The following is a 22822-nucleotide window of genomic DNA, read 5'->3' on the forward strand; positions in this document are numbered from 1 at the left end:
TAAACGAATATATAAGTCATGCTGCAAATCAGCCAAATAGTAACGGAGAAGGAAAGGGTAATCGAGGGGTTGAAGAAACGCAACTTCCCTAATGTTGAACAGGTTTTGGATCAGGCCATTGCGCTTGATGACAAGCGTAAATCCTCTCAGCAGAGCCTTGACTCCAATTTGGCAGAAGCCAATGCACTTGCCAAGGAAATTGGCGGCTTAATGAAAGCTGGGAAACGCGATGAAGCGGAGCAAATAAAAAGCAAAACGGCCGAACTGAAAGCTGCCAGTAAAGAATTAGCAGAAATTAAGGACCAAGTGGAAAAGGAACTATTGGCTTTGTTGTATACAATTCCAAATGTGCCTCACCCTTCTGTTCCGTCAGGAAATACAGATGAAGACAATGAAATCATAAAAACGGTTGGTGAAGCTCCTAAGCTACACGATCAGGCAGTGCCGCATTGGGACTTGATCAAACAATACGACATTATTGACTTTGACCTAGGTATTAAAATTACGGGCGCTGGCTTCCCTGTGTACAAAGGAAAAGGTGCTCGTTTGCAGCGTTCTTTGGTTAATTTCTTTTTGGATGAAGCCGTGGCCGCAGGTTTTTCTGAAGTACAGCCTCCAATTATGGTCAACGAAGCCTCGGGTTATGCTACGGGCCAATTACCAGACAAAGAGGGGCAAATGTACCATGTAGGAAATGAGAACTTGTACCTTATTCCTACTGCCGAAGTGCCAATTACTAACTTATATAGAGACGTAATTGTAAACGAAGACCAACTGCCAATTAAGCACACTGGTTTTACGCCTTGCTTTAGAAGAGAAGCAGGAAGCTGGGGTGCGCACGTTCGTGGTTTGAACAGATTGCATCAGTTCGACAAAGTAGAAATTGTTCAAGTGTGCAAGGCAGAAGATTCTTACAAAGCACTTGATGACATGTGTAATCACGTGGCTAGCCTGCTTGAAAAACTTGGACTACAATACCGAATTTTAAGACTTTGTGGTGGCGACATTGGCTTTACTTCCGCGCTTACCTTTGACTTTGAGGTGTATTCTGCTGCACAGGAAAAGTGGCTGGAAGTAAGTTCAGTAAGTAATTTCGAGACTTTTCAGGCCAACCGATTAAAGTTGAGGTACAAAGACGAAAACAAAAAAATTCAGTTGTTACACACTTTAAATGGAAGCGCTTTGGCTTTGCCTAGAATTATAGCCGCCCTTTTAGAGAACAACCAAACACCAGACGGAATCAATATTCCAGAGGTGCTAGTGCAATACACTGGCTTCGATAAAATTTAATTTGAAACACAATGGGGCTTAGGCCCCATTTCTTTTATACCCACCATGAGCATTACCATCAGAAAAGGAACGTCAAAGGATTTAACCCAAGTTTTTGAACTGGTCAAAGAATTAGCAGAATACGAAAAAGCACTTCACGAAGTAGAAAATTCTATAGAAAGAATGACAGAAGATGCCTTTGGCGAAAAGCCTATTTTTGAATTCTTTGTGGCCGAAGAAAACGGAAAGATTGAGGGCACGGCCATCTTTTATTACCGTTATTCTACTTGGAAAGGAAAAGCCATTTTTCTTGAAGACTTGGTAGTAAGAAAAGAGAAAAGAGGAGCTGGTATTGGTAAAAAGCTTTTAGACGCCATTGTGCAAGAAGCCAAGGCCGTAGATGCCCGTCAAGTAATGTGGCAAGTGCTCGACTGGAACGAACCCGCCATTAACTTCTACAAAAAACTAGGCACTGACTTAGACGAATCTTGGATCAATTGTAAATTAGAGTTTAAGCAGATTCAAGAGTATAAGGCAGGGTAAATAGAGAATTCCACCTTGTACATTTAAGGTTCAAATCACTCCACCTCCTGAAGCAAAGTTCTAAAAGCAGCGAATTTACCGGGGAAGGCATCTCCTGCTTTTTGCTGAAGGCCGGGAGCGTGCTGACCAAGGTACGTTTGGAGCTTGCTGTGATTTTCAGCAAAATATTGAATGCTGTATGATGAAGATTCCTCTTCTTCCTTCATTACCCTAAAAAATTTATGTTCAACAAAAGCACCTGTAGCCATCACTTCAGGAATATGAATATCACGCATCCACACTTTCCAATCCTCCTCTACAGTTTTTTCAATTGCTACGGTTACGTTATATAAGATCATAAATATTAGTTTTACTGCAAATCTAAAACAATCTGCTTGAACCTTGAAACAATAAAAGGTACTTCGAGTTTTTCCAAACTATGCTAAAGCAACTTCTCTCCACAGGTGAACGAAACCAACGCATTGCCTTTATTCTTCTCATTGCAATTCACGCTGCTGGGGTATTGGGTTTGTATTTTGAAGAGAGTAGAGCTCTTTTCCAATCGCTTACGCCTTTTAACCTACTGCTTACAGCAGCCATTATTTTTCATTTTGAAGAAGGTAAGAATGCCAAATACTTCATCTTTATCCTGTTTACATTTTTGTTCGGGTTTTTCATCGAGGTGGCTGGCGTTAAAACAGGAGCCATTTTTGGCGAATATACCTATGGCCCAACTTTAGGTTTTAAGCTATTTGATGTACCTCTTATTATTGGGCTCAACTGGGCAATATTAATTTACATTACTGGAATAGTCAGCAACAAGCTCTCCAGTAACTTTTGGATTCGAACCACTGTCGGAGCCGGAATGATGGTGATACTTGACCTACTGATTGAGCCAGTTGCAATACGCTTTGACTTTTGGCAATGGGCAGGCTCAAGTATACCAGCCCAGAATTACCTGAGTTGGTATATAATTGCCCTTCTTCTTCATATTATCTTTCAGAAATTGGACTTTTCTAAAAACAATCCGCTTGCTATAAAGCTTCTTATAATAGAAATGGCGTTTTTCGTAAGTCTTAACCTAATTTAAATTTTTGTTGAACAAAGCACCAAACATTAAGTTATGCCGCTGATGATTAAAGCTGTATTGTGGTTATTGGCTGGTTTCGTTTTAATGGAAACTTTCTCATGGTGGATTCACAAGTACATTATGCATGGCTTTTTATGGAAAATTCACAAAACGCATCATCAGCACACAAAAGGTTATTTCGAATTGAATGACCTTTTCACACTCCTATTTGGAGGGATAGCCATAGTGCTGATCTTCTTAGGAGTTGAAAATTTAGATTACAGGTTTTGGCTAGGTTGCGGAATCAGTTTGTACGGAATGCTCTACTTCGTTTTACACGATGTACTCATTCACAAAAGATTAAAGCTTCTAGGGCGACCAAAGTCCAAATATTTAAAAGCAATTATGAGAGCACACAGGGCACATCACAAAACAAGAGAGAAAGAAGATTCAGTATCTTTTGGTCTATTTGTGGTTCCGAAAAAGTACTTTAAGGAGGAAGGAGAAAATTAGTCGTGGCGAATTATTCAATCAAAGATTTAGAGCATTTATCAGGCATTAAGGCCCATACTTTACGCATATGGGAACAGCGCTATAACCTCATTAACCCAAAGAGAACAGAAACCAATATTCGGTTTTACGATCAAGACGACCTGAAGCTCATCCTCAACGTTTCATTGTTGAAAGATAACGGCATCAAAATATCGAAGATTGCTGAAATGACTCGGGAGCAACTGAACGAAGCCATCATCAATATTTCCGATAACAGTACCAACTTCGCAGATCAAATCTATGCCCTCACGCTATGTATGATTGATTTGGACGAACAACGGTTCGAAAAAATAATAAACTCAAATACGCTTAAGCATGGCTTTGAGCGAACCATGATGAACTTGGTAATTCCTTTTTTATCTAAAATTGGAGTAATGTGGCTTACAGATGCCATAAACCCAGCTCAAGAACATTTCATTAGTCACCTAGTACGACAGAAAATCATGGTCGCTATTGATGGTCAACAAACGAATGTAGATAGCTCAGCAAAAAAGTACATGTTATTTTTGCCTGAAGGTGAACTTCATGAGTTAATCCTCCTTTTCGCAAACTATCTGATAAAATCAAGAGGCGGAAGGGTAATATACCTCGGTCAAACTTTGCCCATAGACGACCTAAAGATGGCTCATGAAATTTATGAACCAGAATATCTAATTACTGTACTTACCGGTAAGCCTCTAAATTCAACCCCAACAGAATACATTGAAGAGCTATCAAACCTTTTCCCTGATTCGGAAATTTTGGTGAGTGGGAGACAGGTGGTTGGTCAGGACCTTCAACTACCCGATAACGTTACTTCCCTCGCTAGCCTTAATGATTTGATCACTTTTGTGGAAGAGAATTCCACAATCACCACCCCATAGGAGTAATTTTCTCTACAGAGGAAGTTACACCTTTAAATATTGGTGTCTTCCATCCAAAATTATTTTCCAATTTATTAAGACTTTTTAAAACACCCTTGTAATGCTCTCAAGGCACTTAATAATGCGCTTTACACTGATTTCTAAATTAGTGTAGGTTCTATATTTATACCCTTTTCAAAAAACATCACGGTTTTTGTTTGTATTTTGTTTAACGTTTATTGATATTTGTTCAACAAAATAAAAATACAACCATGACAGTTCTTGAGTACAACCACGAGATCGGGTTAATGACTAAGTCACTAAAACCTTTCGCTTTAAAGCTCACTAGAGATTCAGAAGATGCAAATGATTTGCTTCAAGAAACTCTGATGAAAGCGTATAAGAACAGAGATAAGTTCTCAGAAGGAACAAACCTCAAGGCATGGTTATATACCATTATGAAAAATACCTTCATCACCAATTATCAGAAAATGATGAGAAGGGGTACTTTCATTGACACCACCGACAACCTTCACTTCATTAACTCTTCAAGCACTAAGATTGAAAATAGCGCTTACGGAGATTTTACACTGAATGACATCAATATGTCGATTGATCAGCTTGATGATGTTTACAAAACTCCTTTCATGATGTACTTCAGAGGGTTTAAGTATCAGGAGATTGCAGACAGAGAGCAAATCCCAATTGGTACAGTAAAAAACAGAATTCACATTGCCAGAAAACTTTTAAAGGATAAATTAAGCGTATATAAAACACGTTAATAAAAAATCCTCTATGAAAAACGGCAAGGTGGTAGTAATAGGTGCTGGATTTGCTGGTTTTTCAGCAGCCATTTGCCTAGCCGATAAAGGATTTAATGTTAAGATATTAGAAAAAAATCCCTCCTTAGGGGGGCGAGCCCGACAGTTTAAAGAGTCGGGCTTTACTTTTGACATGGGCCCAAGCTGGTATTGGATGCCCGATGTTTTCGAATCCTTCTTCAATCAATTCGGAAAAACCACTGCCGACTATTATGAACTCATTCGGCTCGACCCTTCCTATCAGGTCGTTCATGGCAAAGACAACTTTATGCCTATTCCTGCCAATATGCAGGAGCTCGAAAAGTTATTTGACTCGATAGAGCCTGGCGCAGGAGAGCAACTCAGGAAATTTCTGAAAATAGCCGAGTATAAATACGAGGTTGGAATCAATAAATTCGTTTACAAACCAAGCAGGTCCATCCTTGAATTTGCAAACCCGAAACTCGTCATTGATGCCGTGAGGCTTCAAATATTTCAGTCAATGGCCAAGCACGTTCGCAAGTTCTTTCAAAACGAAAGACTTATTCAGTTGATGGAATTCCCTGTCCTCTTTTTGGGCGCACTTCCTGAAAACACGCCCGCCATGTACAGCCTAATGAACTATGCAGACATGTCGCTAGGAACGTGGTATCCAAAAGGCGGCATGTATAAAATCATAGAGGCCCTAGAAAGCTTAGCCAAAGAAAAAGGAGTTGAAATTCTCACCAATCAGGAAGTAACCTCTATCAATTATTCAGGAAAAAAAGCCACTAGTGTAAGTACAAATCATGGTGATTTTGAGGCTGATGTTGTGGTTGCTGGGGCCGACTACCATCATGTGGATAGCATGTTGCTCGATAGTGAAACTAGAAATTACGATGAGGCTTACTGGAACAAACGCGTAATGGCGCCAAGTTCTCTCTTATACTATGTGGGCGTGAATAAAAAATTAGATGGCCTTCTTCACCATAATCTATTCTTTGACACGGATTTTGCCCCACATGCGCATGACATTTACACCGACCCGAAATGGCCTGAAAAACCTCTTTTCTATATTTCTGCACCTTCAAAAACAGATCATACCGTTGCCCCAGAAGGTTGTGAGAATATATTTATGCTCATTCCCGTAGCCCCAGGTTTAGATGATACCGAAGAAATTCGAGAACGCTATTTCGACCTAATGTTGGAACGAATGAAAGATAGAATGGGGCTCGATTTTAAAGAAAACATAGTCTTTAAGCGATCCTTTGCACATAAGGACTTTGTAAAAGATTATAATGCTTTTAAGGGCAATGCATATGGTTTGGCAAACACCCTAAACCAGACTGCTATTTTAAAACCACAGTTAGCAAACAAAAAGTTAAACAACCTGTTTTACACCGGTCAACTAACGGTTCCTGGCCCTGGCGTTCCACCAAGTTTGATTTCAGGACAAGTGGTAGCCAAAGAAATTTTTAAGGACTTTGCCTAAACGGTGAACAAATTTTGTAAATTATAATGATGGATTTATTCAACCAAACCTCACTGGAGTGCAGTAAGCTGATTACTCAGCGCTATAGCACCTCATTTACCCTAGGGATAAAAACCTTGGACAAGAAATTCCATCTGCCCGTTTACGCCATCTACGGCTTCGTGAGGTATGCCGATGAGATTGTGGATACTTTCCACGATTACGATAAAAAAACGCTTCTTCAGAATTTCAAAATTGAAGCCTACAAAGCCATTGAAGATGGAGTGAGCTTCAATCCAGTTTTGCATGCTTTTCAACTTGTGGTGAACAAATACAAAATTGACCTTGATTTGATTGAAGCATTCCTTCACAGTATGGAGCTAGATTTGGAAGAAACCACCTATGACAAAATTGGCTACGAACAATATATCTATGGGTCGGCTGAGGTTGTTGGCCTTATGTGTTTGAAAGTATTCTGTGAGGGAAACCAAGAGCAATTTGATTCACTAGTAGCGCCAGCTAAAAAGCTTGGTGCAGCTTTTCAGAAAGTCAATTTCATTAGAGATATCAAAAGTGATTACGAGGAAAGAGGCAGGGTTTATTTCCCTGGTGTTGATTTTAGGGAGTTTACAAAACCTACAAAAGATTTAATTGAGCTGGATATTCAAAGAGATTTTGACGATGCTTTGGAAGGTATTCTAAGATTGCCCAAAGGAGCTAAACTGGGTGTATACTTAGCGTATAGATACTATTTAAAGCTTTTCAGGAAAATAAAGAGATTACCTGCTTCGCGTATAAAACAAGAAAGAATACGGATTAAAGACAGCATGAAAATGCGCATTCTATTGATGACTTATTTTCAACATAGAATCAAAGTGCTTTAGTATTCGTTAAATGTTAGCAGCTTATATAAATTTTAAACAAAATAGTTAAACACTTGTTTGTGACCGCATGTTTGACCTCACTGTAGAAATCGATCCTAGTTCAGGCTTCTGTTTCGGAGTAGTTTACGCCATTGAGATGGCCGAAGACATTCTGGACGAAACAGGCACGCTTTATTGCCTAGGTGATATTGTGCATAACGATGAAGAGGTCAGGCGTCTGGAGTCAAAGGGGTTAAAGATTATTAATCACGAAGAGTTCAAAGCCATAAAAAATGCGCCTGTATTAATTCGCGCCCATGGCGAACCACCTTCTACCTACCAATTAGCGCTAGAAAATAACATTGAGCTGATAGACGCCTCTTGCCCGGTAGTTTTAAAACTTCAGAATAGAATTAAGAACTCTTTCGATAAGGAAGAAAACATCTACATCTATGGCAAACATGGCCATGCTGAAGTAGTTGGGCTTTTGGGTCAAACCAACGAAGAGGCCGTAGTTTTTCAAAATCTAGAAGAACTTGATCTGACTACAATGCCCAAAGAAATAACCCTCTACAGCCAAACCACGAAAAGCACAGATAGCTTTTACGAGATCAACAAGGTGCTGGCTGAAAATGGGATCACAGTCAACACCAACGATACTATCTGTCGTCAGGTATCTAATCGTGATAAAGAACTGCGCAATTTTGCCAAAAACTACGATCGAATTGTGTTTGTGAGCGGCACTAAATCATCCAATGGAAAAGTGCTTTACAATGTGTGTTTAGATCAAAATCCAAACACTTACTTTGTTTCTTCCATTGCTGATGTAAAGTCAGAATGGTTTGCAAAAAATGAACGCATTGGTATTTGTGGGGCGACCTCCACGCCAATGTGGCTAATGCAAGAGGTTCAGCAATACTTGCAGCATCTCTAATCGAATATTGCTTTCTTTGTAACATGAATAGCATCAAAAATCATTTTGGGGTGATTATCGCGCTAATCATTATTATGACTTGGGGAGTTTGCCTGGCCTTTGGCCTGAATTTGAATATCAACTTTTCTTCTCCGTTCACCTACCTACTGGTTTTGCTCCAAATGCACTTGTATACAGGGCTTTTCATTACCGCCCACGATGGCATGCACGGCACCATTTCTAAAAACAAGCAAACCAATAAACTTATAGGCACAATTAGCGCCTTATTATTCAGCTTTAATTTCTACCATAGGCTTTTCCCGAAACACCACGAACATCACAAATTTGTGGCCACAGATAAAGATCCTGATTATTACCAGGGAAGCTTTTTCCCTTGGTATTTCAGCTTTTTAAAACAGTACATTACTTGGCAGCAAATCGTTTTAATGGCCATTAGCTTCAATATTCTGAAACTCTTTTTTCTGGCAGAAAACCTGATTCTTTTCTGGATGTTGCCTGCTATACTTTCTACTTTCCAGCTTTTCTATTTTGGCACCTATTTACCGCACAGGGGCCATCATGCTCCTGATAACAAACACTTTTCGCGAAGCCAAAAGAAGAACCACTTATGGGCTTTTTTAAGCTGTTATTTCTTTGGCTACCACTATGAGCATCATGATTCACCAGGTACGCCTTGGTGGCAATTGTATAAGGTAAAGGGGTAGATTTAAGCAACAAGCTATATTCATTAGATGCAAAAACTATAATGGTGAAAGTAGACATTGAAAATTTAGCATATCTTGAGTCCATAACTTAACCCGACTATGGAAGCAAATCCACTCCCCTTGATCTTAGAATTTGATCAAGTCGACCTGTCTGATCTCAAGGTAGCCGATGTCAAAAGTCTCTTACCAGCCACTTCATTTGATTCCGTAAAGCAAAAACTAAAAAACGGAGATATTAAGATATTTGTGAATCAGGATATACCTCTTGAAAATTTTGAAGAGAGTTCTTCCATTTTGGAAAGAGCAGTATATGTATCATTAAATACAATTCCCTTAATCTTACTTTTAACAATTTTTGCCAGTGCTTTAATTATAAGCCCATGGAGCTTACTTGCTTTGCTTTGCTTCCCAATAGCTCTTTTAGCTACACCTTTCACCTACAATCACAGACATTTAGTTTATAGCATACTCTTGGCCGCCTTAGTTTATTCTGTAATTATTGAATCAAATTTAAATCTAGGGCTAAACATCACCACTCTTCTATTCACCTTAATTTGGTTTCATTATCGTGATCAGAAAAAAATAGATGCCATTTTCAGAGCAGCTTTAGAAAACGAACAGACTTTCCTAAACAGCTTCCTAAGTAACAAAGTTATAATAGCCAATAATGACAGAATTTTCAACTCCATTGATGTAGCAGAGGAGGTTCTAAAAAAACACCTCTTGGAGCAACCAAAGGAACTTTCACTTGATGACAAACTATTCTTTTGTAAACAATGTACAAACCGAGCATTTGATAAGTATCAAGGGGTTGTTTGCGGCTTAACTCGTAAAAAGCCCACATTTATTGCTGACTGCCCTGAATATAGTCTGAACAAGGACTATGGATTGAAAGAAGCCCAAAAATATCATAGGCGAGAAAATTTAAACAGTAAAGCCTTATTTTCAACAAGGCTTTCATTCATACTAATTGATATAATCATTATTGGAACAACCCTCTCTGCATTGAGCGTCATATTCAAAAATGAACCACTAACATTCCTTAATTCTGGAACGGTTTACCTGTTGTTGGAATCATTTGAAGAAGCACCATATTTTCAATACTTTATGTTTCCGGTGTTATTACTCATTTTTGGTTTTCTTGCTAAGCTAAAGCTCAAACAAGCGCTACTAATCACAACGATTATAGTAAGTATTGATACTGTTATGCTAATATTCTATAAACAGTTTTTCTATGAGCCACATATCCGAATCGCGCTAGTAATGGCGATTGGAAATGGGTACCTTAATATTGAAAACGCCAAAACGTATTCAAAAAATCTGGCAGGCTCAAATGCCTTTTTAAGATCTTATTTTAAAGATGTAAACGATCAATCTGAGAAATAAAAAAAGCTAGACTTAGGTAGCTTTCAATTTCAAAGAGGGTTTAATCTTAGTGCGTGTCGTCAGTATCGATAGCTCCATCCACAATATTAATGGTTCGCTTACCGTAAGCCGCATTTTCTTTGGAGTGCGTTACCTGCACAATCGTCATTCCTTCGCTGTTTAGCTTTTGAAAAAGCTTCATAATTTCTTCGGCTTGGTCTGAATGAAGGTTACCCGTTGGCTCATCTGCCAAAAGCAATTTAGGCTGACCAATTAGCGCACGTGCTACGCCAACTAATTGCTGCTGCCCCCCTGAAAGCTGTTCTGGGAAAAGATCCTTCTTCGCTACCATTTGAAAACGGTCTAGCATTTCGGCCACCAAACTTTTTCTTTCAGAAGACTTAACTCCTTTATATAAAAGTGGGGTTTCGATGTTTTCATAAACCGTCAGTTCATCAATCAAGTGATAAGCCTGAAATACGAATCCAATATGGTGCTTATGAAGTTCGGAACGCTTTCGTTCCTTCATTTTATGAATAGGCTCATCCAAAAAATAATATTCGCCTTGAGAAGGCTCGTCAAGCATTCCAATAATGTTCATTACCGTGGACTTTCCAGCGCCACTGGGGCCCATGATGGTAACAAACTCGCCTTGCTTAATTTCTAGATCGATACCCTTGAGTATGAAGGTTCTCTGGTATTTTGAATCGATAAACTTATCGACATCATTTAGTTTAATCATTGTGGTTGATTTAGATTCTGACCTTTCTGCATTTACCAATTAACATGCCAAGGCCTAATTTATTCATACTAAGTAGTTAAGCAAAGCAAACGCATTTAAATATGTTCGGTAACGATCATATGCGTTCGATTTTGACACTGAAATCAGTCAATTCTTAATGCTTTTACTGGATTAGATCTTGCCGCATTCAAGGTTTTATAACTAATTGTGCTCAGTGCGATCACCAGGGCTCCCAAACCTGCCAATATAAAAGTAAAAGCACCTAGGTCTACTTTGAAAGCAAAATTCTGAAGCCACCAATCCGACAGAAAATAGGCGGCAGGTGCGGCAATCAAAAACGCGACAATAATCAAAACCATAAAATCTTTAGAAATTAGAAGAAGCACTTGGGCCACCGAAGCACCCAGTACCTTTCTCACCCCAATTTCCTTAATACGTTGCTCAGTAGCAAAAGATGCCAAACCAAATAGGCCGAGGCAAGCAATGATAACGGTCAGTATCGCAAAGAAAATAACAACCTGACTAAGTTGCTCTTCTGACTGATAAAGTTGATTCAGGTCGTCTTCCAAGAATGAATACTGAAAAGGTATTTCAGGAGCGAACTGTTCCCAAGTGGCATGTGCCAATTCAATGGATTCGGCTAGTCTATCAGGGTTCACTTTGACATAAATATATAAGTTAGACCCAAAGAGTGGGCCATACATTGTTGATTCCGTTTTGCGCTGCAAAGGTTCAAAGTTGACATCCGCTACTAAACCAATTACCTTTTTATTCACCCAATCTTGTCCTTGACTAATTTGTATAATTTGCCCGAGAGGATCCTCTATAATATTGAGTTCTCTGGCCGCTTGTTCGTTTAACAAAATACTTTGGGTAGAATCACTAGGTATGGACCTATCGAAATCACGGCCTTTTAGGATTTCGATACCGAAAGTGCTCATGTAATCGAAGTCTGTACTGATGCCTGCGAGGTTCAAATTACCTTCATCGTCTATTACCGTTTCAGACTTTATAAAGATAATGGGCCTCAAGCCTCCTGGTTTACTCATAGAGGATGTTACACGCTCAATAGAAGGGTCTTTCATCAACTCATTCTTGAAAGCATCCAGCTGGGGGGTGACGGCATTACGTGTATTCGAAATGACAAGCATATTCTTCTTCTGAAAACCCAACGATTTATTCTTCATGTAGGTCAGTTGGTTGTAGACCGTATAAGTACCTATCATGAGCATGATAGAAATGGAAAACTGGAAAATGACCAATCCTTTTCTTAAACTACCTGAGCTGTTCATTCCTGGCGCGAGCTTACCCTTGAGCACTACAGCTGGCTTAAAGGACGAAAGAAAAAGCGCAGGGTAAATTCCCGAGCCAAAACCAATAAGGATCACCACAATGAGCAGTACCATAACAACCCTAAGTTGAAACAGCATGTCGATGGTTAAGGCCTTGCCTGTAAAGTCGGCCATTAAGTTAATAGTTGCTCCAATTACAGCAATAGACAGCATGGCAGAAATGATTACCAAAACCACAGACTCTCCCATAAACTGGCCTATCAACTGGTTTTTGTAAGCCCCAAGCACTTTTCTGACCCCAACTTCCTTTGCTCGTTTTGCTGACCTGGCCGTGGCCAAATTCATATAATTGATGGCAGCAATTAAAAGGATAAAAATAGCAATGGCGGAAAAGACATACACCACATCCATGCTACCGTTGGGTTGCATTTCATTTCTCAAATTTGATTTAAGATGAATGTCTGTCATGGCGATCAAAGATGGATTGACCCTGATGCTGTTACTTTCCTCAACGTACTTTGCCTTCAGTTCAAGTATTTTTTTGTACACCAAATCTGCTGACTTTGGTGAATTAAGCTTAATGTAGGTAAAGGCTCCTCCACCATTCCAGCTATTGAGGTTTGCAGGATTATTGGGGTTACGAAGGGTTTCTAAAGAGAGCAACATCTCAAAATTCATGTGGGAATTGGCAGGAATATTCTCCATGATCCCACTCACCAAATAACGGGCGTCTTGATTGCCCTTTAAGGTCAGTATTTCTCCTACCGCATTCTTCTTTCCAAAAAATCTTAAAGCTGCATTTTCTGTAAGTACCACCATTAAGGGCTCATCTAGTACTTCACTGCGGTCTCCAAAAGTCAGCTCGAAATCAAAAAACTCGAAAAAAGTAGAGTCAGCGTAAAAAGCATCTTCAGTTTGGAAGAGCTCATTGTTTACTTCAAAAATTCGCTGTTGTCCATTGCCGGTTAACCGTGTAAACCCAGTAACCTCTGGCACTTCCGTAAGCAAAGAAGGTCCAATACCATTAGGCCCATTTGGGTATTTATATTCTCCACTGCTTAATTTTAGCGCATTATCAACCCGATAAATCAGGTCGGCATCCTTATGAAACCGATCGAAACTGACCTCATATTGCACTACTAAAAAAATGAAGAGAAAGCAGGTGATGCCCAGTGTTAGCCCAAAAATGTTAATGCCTGAATAGCCTGGGTTTTTGAGAATACTTCTAACCGCTATTTTTAAGTAATTCTTAATCATTATGCTCGATTTGAATTAAGCAGCCATGCGTTTACATACTCCATCTAGCTGAACTGCACATTTGAAGTTACACTAAATGCCGAACCCATTCATGCCGCTCAAAAAAGAACTGCTGATTTACAAGAGCTTAAGCCAGCTATTACTCAAAAAAGGACTTTTTGAAGTCAAGCCTTAATTCTTAAACCAAAACTTAAAATGTATAAAAGCTTGCCGTATCTTGAGGCGGGAAGAACAACATGGCACACAAAAACGCTAGTATAGAAAGCACAAAACCAATCATAAAGGTGGTATAAGCTATTCGCAACAAGCGATATTTTTTACCGAGCACTACTCCCAGAAAATATATATCCTTGGTAAGACTTCCATAAAGGTAATCGCTGTCTTTCATCATTTCGCGCATACCCCATTGGTAGCGGTCTAGTTTCATTTTATGAAAATTGCCAAAGAAGAGCAGGTTTGTTTTTTTGTTCAAAACGTCTTCATCGGTAAACACCCCCGAAGAAATATTAGGCCTGGTTGCTAGAATCGCCAGAACTATCGTAAACAAGCAGACAACAATGAGCATTATTGTGGGTATGATGAGGTTTGGATATTCATAGATCTTTCTAAGTAAAACAGAAACCACCACGGAAAGGATAATGGTGTTTACCGAAATCATAATGTTAGCCTTATTATCAGCCATAGCACTTAGCTCTAAGTGATTTTTAGAGGTGGTTCGAAACATGGTTTCAATACCCCTATCAGGCTTAAGCACTATTTTACTTTCTAGCTTTTCAATTTTCTCCTCCAGCTTTCTGATGTATTTCTCATCCTTTCCAGCTCCTTTATTCTTCTTTTTAATAGATTTCAGGTTCTCTTTTTTAATAGGTTCCAAATGCTGCTTTGCGTAATCCGTAAAATACTCGTGGTCTTTAAAGAAGTTGAAATTCATGGTATTCCAATCCTTCATCTTTATCTCATGCCCTTTAATTTTCTCCACCTCCATATGCATCTTCTCAGCCATCATACTGTAATCGGTGCAGGCCAAGTGATGTAAATCGGCATCACACAAAACCTCTTCCAATAAATTCTTGGGGGCCTGTGGCATTTGAGTGGCCATAATACAGCCTTCCACCTTTTTAATTTTTTCTTCGGAGTAGCCTTCTTTTACTAAAAATTCACGGGCCAATTTAGCACTCGCCTTTTCATGTTTCATGCAGCCCGAACGATAGCCCAAATCATGAAACCAAGCCGCAATGGTTACAACTTCCAATTCCTGTTCAGAAAGCCCACTTTCTTTACCAATCATTTTTGTAGCCTTTACTACTCGTGTAGTATGGTACAAATCGTGGTAAACAAAGTCGGAAGGGATCTCATTTTGGAGAACCTCTTCGGCATACTGAGCTACCTTTTCTAGTATCGAATTCTGATCATTCATTGCTTAAATATAATCTGCTCATTCTTTATAACATAAAAGTACCCAATAGGGTGAATTATATATATGTTATTTTTGTTCGCTAGAACATGAAACGAACGCCTTTTCTATTCATTATTATATACCTCTTCACTTTTAAGTCTTCGGCATGGAGTCAAGGTAAAGAAAGCTTCCCCTATAACCTCGAATTCCCTTCCGATACTTATAGACTCCCATCAATATTAGAAGAAATATCCGCACTTAGTTATTACGCCCCCAATCAATTGGCAACCCTAAACGATGAACAAGGTCGGGTTTATATCTATGACCTTAACAAAAAAGAGGTTGTTCAACGCATTAGATTTGAAGGCAATGGCGATTTTGAAGGCTTAGAATTGGTCGGCAAAGACATGTATGCTATAAAAAGCAATGGAAAGCTATATAAGTTCAATATTGACATTGAAGGTGTTGTAGAGTCCATTGACACCCCTTTCACCTCTGAAAATGATGTTGAAGGTCTCGGGTATGACAAAAACAGTAATAATTTACTGATTGCCCTAAAGGGAAAAGGGGATATTGACCATGTCAAAGTAAAAGGGAAAGCAGTGTATGGCTATAACCTGACTACCGAAAAGTTCTTAAAAACCCCACTTTTCGTTTTACAAGACAAAGACCTCGAACGCGTGCTAGGTTCAAACAGCTCAAAATTTCGACCATCGGCCATTGCTGTCCATCCCATAAGTGGCGATATATATATGGTTGCCTCGGTAGGTTCTGCATTAGTTGTTTTTAACAATGACGGCAGTCCTAAAAGCTTGAGTATTTTAAAGAGAAGCCTTTTCCCTCAACCAGAGGGCATTGCCTTTATGCCAAATGGGGATTTATTTATATCGAATGAGGGCGATGATAGAGGCACAATTCACCGTTTCAATATGAAGCAAAATTGAGCATTCTAATTTGAGTTTATTACTTTAAAACACTATGAAAAACATTGCCCTATTCGTCATAAGTCTTTTTTTGTTTGGAACATCAGCTTATGGCTTTCAGGAAAAGGAAGCTCCCATCTATTCTGTATTTCTAATAGGCGATGCAGGCGAACCCGGCAAAAATCCAGTATTGGATTTATTAAAAATAGAGCTTGACAAAGTAGGAGACCGAGGGGCAGTACTTTTTCTTGGTGATAATATTTATCCGCAAGGAATGCCACCAAAAGGCCATAAACTTAGGGCGGATGCTGAAATCGCTATTGATCAACAGATCAACACGGTAAAAGACTTTAAAGGGGAAAAGTTCTTTATTCCCGGCAATCACGACTGGGCCCAAGGCAGGCCTGATGGATTTGATTGGTTGCAAACCCAAGAAAAGTATGTAGAAAATAAGCTCGACAGCCAAGATGTTTGGATTCCAACCAGAGGTTGCCCAGGGCCAATTGAAGTCGACCTCAATGAAAACATCACCCTCATTGTAATAGACACCCAGTGGTTTTTACATCGTGGAGAGAAACCTAGAGAAGGTTCGGACTGCGAAGCCACCACAATAGTAGAAGTGGCCGCCAATTTTCAAGATGCACTGAAAAGAAATGCGCATAAAAAAGTAATTGTGGCCTCACATCACCCTATGTACACCTATGGAATTCACGGAGGAGTGTTCAGCTTAAAGGATCACCTTTTTCCGCTTACCGCCTCAAAAAAGATGAAGAATCTATACCTTCCACTGCCTGTTTTAGGGTCTATCTACCCGCTCTACAGAAAGTGGTTTGGCAATATTCAAGATACTGCTCACCCCGTATACCGTCAGTTCCGTGATGCCATGGTTTCACTTATGAAAAACCACCCCGATATTATCGATGTGGCCGGACATGAGCATGCTCTTCAGCATATTCAAAAAGAAGGGATGGACTTTATTGTGAGCGGAGCGGGTTCAAAAAACAATGCCCATGTAAAACAAAAAGGTGACGCACTATTTGCCACCAACACCGTAGGCTACGGCCGTTTGGACTACTATGCAGATGGCAGAACAGAATTAAAGTTCATCACTCCAGAAGACGAAAAACCTACTGAAATCTACGCCAAGGTACTCTCCGAGAAACCATTTAAGCCTGCGCCAGAAGATTTACTAAAAAAATACGCGAACCTTTCCTTCGCTGGTCAAGACACAGTTTTTGCAGCAAGCGAACTTTACCATGTTCGTAGTAACTTCCATATAAAAATGTTTGGCGAGAACTATCGTAATGAATGGGCGGCAAAAGTTAAAGTCCCTGTTTTCGATATTGGAAGTGAAAAAGGCGGATTAGAAATTCTTCAAAGAGGTGGGGGACACCAAACCATATCCCTTAGGCTAGAAGCTGAAAACGGAAAGCAGTATGTACTGAGGTCTATGGATAAAAACCCAGCGCTTACCTTACCCCAAGAGTTTCGTCAAACATTCATCAAGAACATTGTACAAGATGGAATTTCAGCTTCCCATCCTTATGCACCATTCATTCTACCTCCTTTGGCGGATGCCGCAGGGATTTTCCACACCAACCCAAAAGTGGTTTACATTCCTAAAGACCCAAGGTTTGGGCTTCACATGCAAGATTTCGCAAATACGCTGGCGCTGTTTGAAGAAAGGCCAAACAAAGAAAACATAGAAGAGCCCTTTTTTGGAAGCGGAGATGACGTATTATCAAGTCCAGATTTGTATGAAAAACTTAGGAAGGACAATGACAATCATGTAGACCAAGTTTTTGTGGCTCGCAACCGTCTTTTTGACTTCTGGATAGGCGATTGGGATCGCCATGACGACCAATGGCGATGGGTAGAGTACGACAAAAAGGACGATGAGAAATTATACAAACCGATCCCAAGAGATAGAGATGTAGCCTTTTTTGCTGGAGAAGGACTCTTTAAAAAAGTAGCCTCCTCAAAATGGGCTCAACCTGCGCTAAAGGGTTTTCATGATGATATAGACTACATAGCAGGCATGGGCGCTTATCGCATTCGCTACTTCGATAGAGTTTTTATGACTGAAGTTTCTTTGGAAAGCTGGTTAGAGCAGGCAAACGAACTAAAAGCAGCCCTTACTGATGAAATCATCGAATCGTCTATCAGGCAATGGCCAGATAAAATTTATGACTTGCACGGAGAAGAGATCATTCGAAAACTGAAAAACAGAAGAAATAATCTGGAAAAATACGCCAAGGATTATTATCTCTTGATTTCAAAAGAAGTGGATGTGTTAGCTAGTGACAAACAGGAACTCTTTAAAGTGGAAAGGCTGGATGACGAACACACAAAAGTGACAGTTCAAAAGATTTCCAAAAAAGGAAATTTGCAAACCATTTATGAACGCACGTTCAAAACTTCAGAAACCAATGAAATTCGCCTTTTCGGTTTTGATGGAAACGACAAGTATGAAGTTACAGGGGAGGTAAACAAGGGCATTAAAATAAGAATTATTGCTGGAGACGATGATGATGTGATTGTTGACAATAGCAAAGTTCGTGGCCTTGGGAAAAAGACAATTGTTTATGACACAAAAAGTGGCACTGATTTACAAGAGAGTTCAGAAACCAGAAACTTAACCACGGACAAAGACCCAAATATCAATGCCTACAATCGTCAGGAGTTTGATTTTAACCTTTTGGCTCCGCTTGCCTCAATCAACTACAACTCAGATGATGGTATATTCTTAGGAGGTGGTGTGTATATAAAAACGGACGGTTTTAGAAAGGCACCTTATGCCACCAAACATAAGATTTTGGGCAGCTACGCCATAGGAACATCCTCTTACCAGTTCTCTTACGACCTTGATATCATTGATGCTTTTGGAAAGTTGGATTTCTCATTATCGGCCGAAGCCAAAGCACCCAATTTTGTAAACAACTTCTTCGGAATGGGTAATGAAACAGTCTACGATAAAGATATCGAGGAGCGATATTACCGTACCAGATTCGAAGAGTATTCAGTAAGGCCTACGCTAACCTTGAACCTCGGCAAGAATACTTTTCTCAACTTTGGGCCAACGTTCAGAACGGTAGAAGTTGAGGAAAGTAACGATAGATTCATTCGTGATTTTGCCAATACCGAACCGCTAGGCGTCAACGTTTTTGAACGTAAAACTTATGCTGGCGGAACAATAGGTTTTCATTTAGACGAAATTGGTGAGCAGCTAATTCCAAAAAGCGGATTGAACTTCAATGCCGTTTTGGACTATAATGCTGGTCTTAATTCTCTTTCAGGCAATAGTGCTCAGTTCAAAACAGACGCCTCTTTCAGGTGGAGTTTCCACGAGCCTTCTAGAACCGTGTTTGCCACAAGAATGGGTTATCAAAAAACCTTTGGAGATTTTGAGTTCTTTCAATCAGCCCAACTCGATGGATTTAATACCTTAAGAGGCTATAGAAGATATCGCTTTTCGGGCGAAAGCAGTTTATATCACCAGGTAGAAATGCGAGTGAAGTTGTTCGATTGGAGCTCTTTCTATTTCCCTTCCCAAGTAGGGATGATTCTGTTTAACGACTTAGGCAAGGTTTGGGTAGACGGTGAGGAGTCGAATAAAATTCACCACGGATATGGTGGTGGAATTTATGTTACACCATTCAACTTTGCAGCCATCAACATTCTGCTAGCCATTTCGGAAGAAAGTATACTTCCCTTGATTAAATTTGGTTTCTATTTTTAGCTCTCAAAGCTGTTTAATGATTATACATCAGGTAAATTAATGTAGAAAGAGGTGCCCTTACCAAGTTCACTTTTATAGGTAACTGTGCCTCCATGAATTTCTACAAACTGCTTGACAATAATAAGTCCCAACCCCGTGCCTTCAATGTCGCCAACATTAGTCGCACGCGAAAAAGATTCGAAAAGCCCTTTTTGGTCTTTCTCAGGGATTCCAATTCCATAATCTTTTATTTCCACACACACGCCTACCTTCTTATAGGTGACAATAATTTCTGGGTCAGGTTTGTTCTCAGAGTATTTTAGCGCGTTGCTAATTAGATTGGAGAGGGAGTGACTTATCAATTGGCTATCCAATTCCACCTGTCTTTCTTCCCCTTCAATATTAATCTGGATACTTCTGGATTTATGCTGTACACTATTCTCTAAAACCACTTGTTTTATAATACCTGTCAAAGAAGTAATATCTTTTTTGATTATGGTTTTACCCACATCTAATCTGCCTAATGTAAAAACATCCTTAAGCAGGGAATTCATTCTTTCCAATTCAGTTCTAATTCTACCTACGTGCTTTTTAAATTTGATATTGGGAGTTGGATCCGCATCCAAATACATATTGATCAGTTCATTACTAGACTGAATGGTCGTCAATGGTGTTCTAAATTCATGTGAAGCCATGGAAATAAAGCTTGACTTCAGCTTCCCTAATTGCCTTTCTTTCTCCAAGGCCTTAATTCTCTCAGAAATGTCACGGGTGGAAGACTGTAGGTATAAAAATTCATTGTTGGGGCTCTCTATCGAACTATATGATGATTCCACCCAAATCCATTCTTCATTTTGAGTTTGAATTCTATAGGCAACCTTAACATTCTTACTCCTGTTTTGAGTTACTTGATTAATAATAGACTGAACAAATGGTTGCTCGTCTGGATGAATTAAATCAGAGTAAAAAGTATCTAACAAGGCATCTTGTTCAAACCCAAGTAAAAATTTGGATGACGGAGAAATAAAGGAAATTCTCCCTTCGAAATCCTGTAATGCAATTACATCACCAGAGTTTTCAGACACCAGTTTATATTGCTCTTCCTTCTCTTGAAGTTTTTGTTGGGTTAAGATTCTATCAGTAATATCTCTCTGATTAGTTCTTATATAAATTATTCGATCGGTATCATCCAGTATAACCCCTTCCTGTGCTTCCATCCATCGCCAATCCCCTGCCTTGTTTCTATATCGAAAGGTCATTTTATGGTCTTTTAGCTTTTCATCCACTGTTTTATCAAGCTCTTTTACCACTTTGTCTAAGTCTTGTGGATGAATAAATGAGGAGATTTTCTTTCCCAATACCTCATCAATTTCATAGCCCAGCATTTCCTTAATCGAAGGTGACACAAAATCATAAACCCCCTCCACATCCATGAGTGTAACAATATCATGAGAGTTTTCGGTAATCAGTTTATACCTTTCTTGACTTTCCTTTAGTTTTTGAGCAGCAATAAATCGCTCCGTTACATCCCTAGTTGAGGTAAGTAAGTACAAGGGGTCTCCTTCGCCATCCGTAATTAACCCACCTCTACTTTCTAGCCATACGTCATACCCTTTTTTATGCTTGGCCTTAAACGTAACACTTGCCATTTTACTGTCTTGACTTATTACATTCATCATGGCTTGAGACACCTGTATAAGATCATCCTTTTCAATAAACTCACGCAACCTTAGTTGCTCCAATTCAGAAGCATCATACCCTATAATGTCCCTACAAGATGGGCTCACAAAAATGAATGTCCCATCCGGACTCTGCAAACAAATACAGTCACTAGAGTTTTCAGAAATCAATTTGTACTTGGCCTCACTCTCTCTCAGTTTTGACTGCGCTTGTTTTAGAGAGGTAATGTTAGAAAGTGAGCCAACAATCCTTCTTGGATGGCCTTTCCCTTCACTGTACAATATTTTTGCTTTAACAAAAAGCCAAAGAATTTCCCCCTCCTTCCCCACCATTCTGGTTTCCAGTTCGAATTCTTCATTTCTGGTTTTAAACTTATGGTGAATGAGTTGAAGAAATTCTTCCCTGTCTTCTTCATGGATGAATTTGGCTAACAAGTTTTTATCGAGGGGGTTTTTTTTAGGTTTCAGGCCCATCGCCTCCCAGAACTGAGGAGAAAGGTAAGAACTAGATTTTTTGAAATCATACTCCCAAATCACATCATTGGTGCCCTCTATCGCAAGTTGGTAGCGGTCATTACTCTGTTTCAGTTCTCTTTCGAGTGATTTCCTTACCGTGATATCCTGCAAAATAGTAATAAAGCAAGGCTCATTTTGAAACTCCAACGGCATTGTAGAAGCACTTACCCAATATGACGCTCCCTTATTGTTTTGGAGGAGAAGCTCATGGTTTTGTACAGATCCATCCTTAGCTAGCGTTTCTAGATATGATTTTCGCCCCTCAAAGTTTTGATAGAACTGAACTGCTTTTTTTCCCAAAAATTCATCGGGCTTCATTCCATAGACCTCAAAAAGCATCTCATTGGCGAAAATTGCCTTTCCTGTATCTTGTGTCGAAATGAAAACGGGGTCTGGTAATGCTTCTACAATACTTCTAAGCCGCTGTTGACTAAGTTCCAAGTCTCGTCTGGACTTTCTGATATCGTCAATATCAGTGGTGATGCCATCCAATCGAACAGGCTTCCCATTTTCGTAAAACACTTTCACCCTATCCCTGACATAGCGATAGTTGTCTTCACCTCTTAAGGCTCTGTAGGCATAATTACCACTTCCTATATTAAGAACACTTACCACTTCATCAAGAATACGCTCTTGGTCTTCTGGGTGAATTGTGTTTTGCCATTCCTCAATTGTGGCTGCTGCTTTTTTATAAACTCCTCCAGGTGTTCTAGTCAGTGGATCATTAAGGTAAATAATTTCATACGGCTCCACCGACATATTAATGCTCCAAACGACTTCAAAGAGGTTCTTAACTACAGACTCATAATTGACACCTTTTTCACTTGTATCTCGTATTTCGCCTGTAGAATCATCGAAAATGTTTTGCATAACAACTATGGCCTCTGTGAATTAATTTGTCTAAATTTAAGATAGCATATTCAGTAATT

At 39.5% G+C, this 22822-nt stretch carries 18 protein-coding genes; 13 read left to right on the forward strand and 5 right to left on the reverse strand.

Annotated elements, in window-relative coordinates; genetic code table 11:
• Window positions 1-18 precede the first annotated feature (18 nt).
• Window positions 19-1290, forward strand: a complete 1272-nt coding sequence (gene serS / locus AWN68_RS01130) for a serine--tRNA ligase (RefSeq protein ID WP_068410246.1) — start codon at window positions 19-21, stop codon at window positions 1288-1290.
• Between the two features lie 45 nt (window positions 1291-1335).
• On the forward strand, window positions 1336-1812 hold the full coding sequence (locus AWN68_RS01135; RefSeq protein ID WP_068410249.1) for a GNAT family N-acetyltransferase: 477 nt from the start codon (window positions 1336-1338) through the stop codon (window positions 1810-1812).
• A 35-nt stretch (window positions 1813-1847) separates the two neighbouring features.
• Here AWN68_RS01135 and AWN68_RS01140 read toward each other — a convergent pair whose 3' ends face one another.
• Complete coding sequence (locus AWN68_RS01140) at window positions 1848-2150, reverse strand: DUF4286 family protein (RefSeq protein ID WP_068410252.1); 303 nt, start codon at window positions 2148-2150, stop codon at window positions 1848-1850.
• Between the two features lie 80 nt (window positions 2151-2230).
• Here AWN68_RS01140 and AWN68_RS01145 point away from each other — a divergent pair, with 80 nt between their 5' ends.
• The 9 genes from AWN68_RS01145 (at window position 2231) to AWN68_RS01185 (ending at window position 10391) form a co-directional block, all read left to right on the forward strand.
• The gene (locus tag AWN68_RS01145; RefSeq protein ID WP_068410254.1) at window positions 2231-2881 is read left to right on the forward strand and encodes a carotenoid biosynthesis protein; all 651 of its coding nucleotides are present in this window, start codon (window positions 2231-2233) and stop codon (window positions 2879-2881) included.
• Between the two features lie 42 nt (window positions 2882-2923).
• A complete protein-coding gene (locus AWN68_RS01150) occupies window positions 2924-3373 on the forward strand; it encodes a sterol desaturase family protein (RefSeq protein WP_068410256.1) in 450 nt (149 codons plus the stop codon).
• A gap of 2 nt (window positions 3374-3375) precedes the next feature.
• The gene (locus tag AWN68_RS01155) at window positions 3376-4275 is read left to right on the forward strand and encodes a MerR family transcriptional regulator (RefSeq protein ID WP_068410259.1); all 900 of its coding nucleotides are present in this window, start codon (window positions 3376-3378) and stop codon (window positions 4273-4275) included.
• 251 nt (window positions 4276-4526) lie between these two features.
• On the forward strand, window positions 4527-5036 hold the full coding sequence (locus tag AWN68_RS01160; RefSeq protein WP_068410262.1) for an RNA polymerase sigma factor: 510 nt from the start codon (window positions 4527-4529) through the stop codon (window positions 5034-5036).
• 13 nt (window positions 5037-5049) lie between these two features.
• Window positions 5050-6525, forward strand: a complete 1476-nt coding sequence (locus AWN68_RS01165; RefSeq protein WP_068410265.1) for a phytoene desaturase family protein — start codon at window positions 5050-5052, stop codon at window positions 6523-6525.
• A 26-nt stretch (window positions 6526-6551) separates the two neighbouring features.
• A complete protein-coding gene (locus AWN68_RS01170) occupies window positions 6552-7388 on the forward strand; it encodes a phytoene/squalene synthase family protein (protein WP_068410268.1) in 837 nt (278 codons plus the stop codon).
• 67 nt (window positions 7389-7455) lie between these two features.
• Complete coding sequence (locus AWN68_RS01175; protein ID WP_068410271.1) at window positions 7456-8301, forward strand: 4-hydroxy-3-methylbut-2-enyl diphosphate reductase; 846 nt, start codon at window positions 7456-7458, stop codon at window positions 8299-8301.
• Between the two features lie 23 nt (window positions 8302-8324).
• Window positions 8325-9005, forward strand: a complete 681-nt coding sequence (locus AWN68_RS01180) for a fatty acid desaturase (protein ID WP_068410272.1) — start codon at window positions 8325-8327, stop codon at window positions 9003-9005.
• A 99-nt stretch (window positions 9006-9104) separates the two neighbouring features.
• Window positions 9105-10391 (forward strand): hypothetical protein, encoded by a 1287-nt coding sequence (locus AWN68_RS01185; protein WP_068410275.1) that lies wholly within the window; start codon window positions 9105-9107, stop codon window positions 10389-10391.
• Between the two features lie 46 nt (window positions 10392-10437).
• Here the strand turns inward: AWN68_RS01185 and AWN68_RS01190 are convergent, their stop codons facing one another.
• The 3 genes from AWN68_RS01190 to AWN68_RS01200 all read right to left on the reverse strand — a co-directional run bounded on the left by AWN68_RS01190 (window position 10438) and on the right by AWN68_RS01200 (window position 15078).
• Window positions 10438-11112 carry an ABC transporter ATP-binding protein gene (locus tag AWN68_RS01190; protein ID WP_068410278.1) on the reverse strand — a complete coding sequence of 225 codons (675 nt, stop codon included), beginning with the start codon at window positions 11110-11112 and terminating at the stop codon, window positions 10438-10440.
• Window positions 11113-11255: 143 nt separating this feature from the next.
• Window positions 11256-13661 carry an ABC transporter permease gene (locus AWN68_RS01195; protein ID WP_068410281.1) on the reverse strand — a complete coding sequence of 802 codons (2406 nt, stop codon included), beginning with the start codon at window positions 13659-13661 and terminating at the stop codon, window positions 11256-11258.
• A 190-nt stretch (window positions 13662-13851) separates the two neighbouring features.
• A complete protein-coding gene (locus AWN68_RS01200) occupies window positions 13852-15078 on the reverse strand; it encodes a Pycsar system effector family protein (RefSeq protein WP_068410283.1) in 1227 nt (408 codons plus the stop codon).
• Window positions 15079-15164: 86 nt separating this feature from the next.
• On the opposite strand from AWN68_RS01200, the gene AWN68_RS01205 reads away from it, so the two are divergent.
• Window positions 15165-16001, forward strand: coding sequence for an SdiA-regulated domain-containing protein (locus tag AWN68_RS01205; protein ID WP_068410286.1), 837 nt, complete (start codon window positions 15165-15167; stop codon window positions 15999-16001).
• 34 nt (window positions 16002-16035) lie between these two features.
• Window positions 16036-19719 carry a metallophosphoesterase gene (locus AWN68_RS01210; RefSeq protein ID WP_068410289.1) on the forward strand — a complete coding sequence of 1228 codons (3684 nt, stop codon included), beginning with the start codon at window positions 16036-16038 and terminating at the stop codon, window positions 19717-19719.
• A 20-nt stretch (window positions 19720-19739) separates the two neighbouring features.
• Here the strand turns inward: AWN68_RS01210 and AWN68_RS01215 are convergent, their stop codons facing one another.
• Window positions 19740-22763, reverse strand: a complete 3024-nt coding sequence (locus AWN68_RS01215; protein ID WP_068410291.1) for a PAS domain-containing protein — start codon at window positions 22761-22763, stop codon at window positions 19740-19742.
• Window positions 22764-22822: the final 59 nt, after the last annotated feature.

Origin of the sequence: Roseivirga echinicomitans (assembly GCF_001592935.1) — a bacterium.
Classification (GTDB): domain Bacteria; phylum Bacteroidota; class Bacteroidia; order Cytophagales; family Cyclobacteriaceae; genus Roseivirga; species Roseivirga echinicomitans.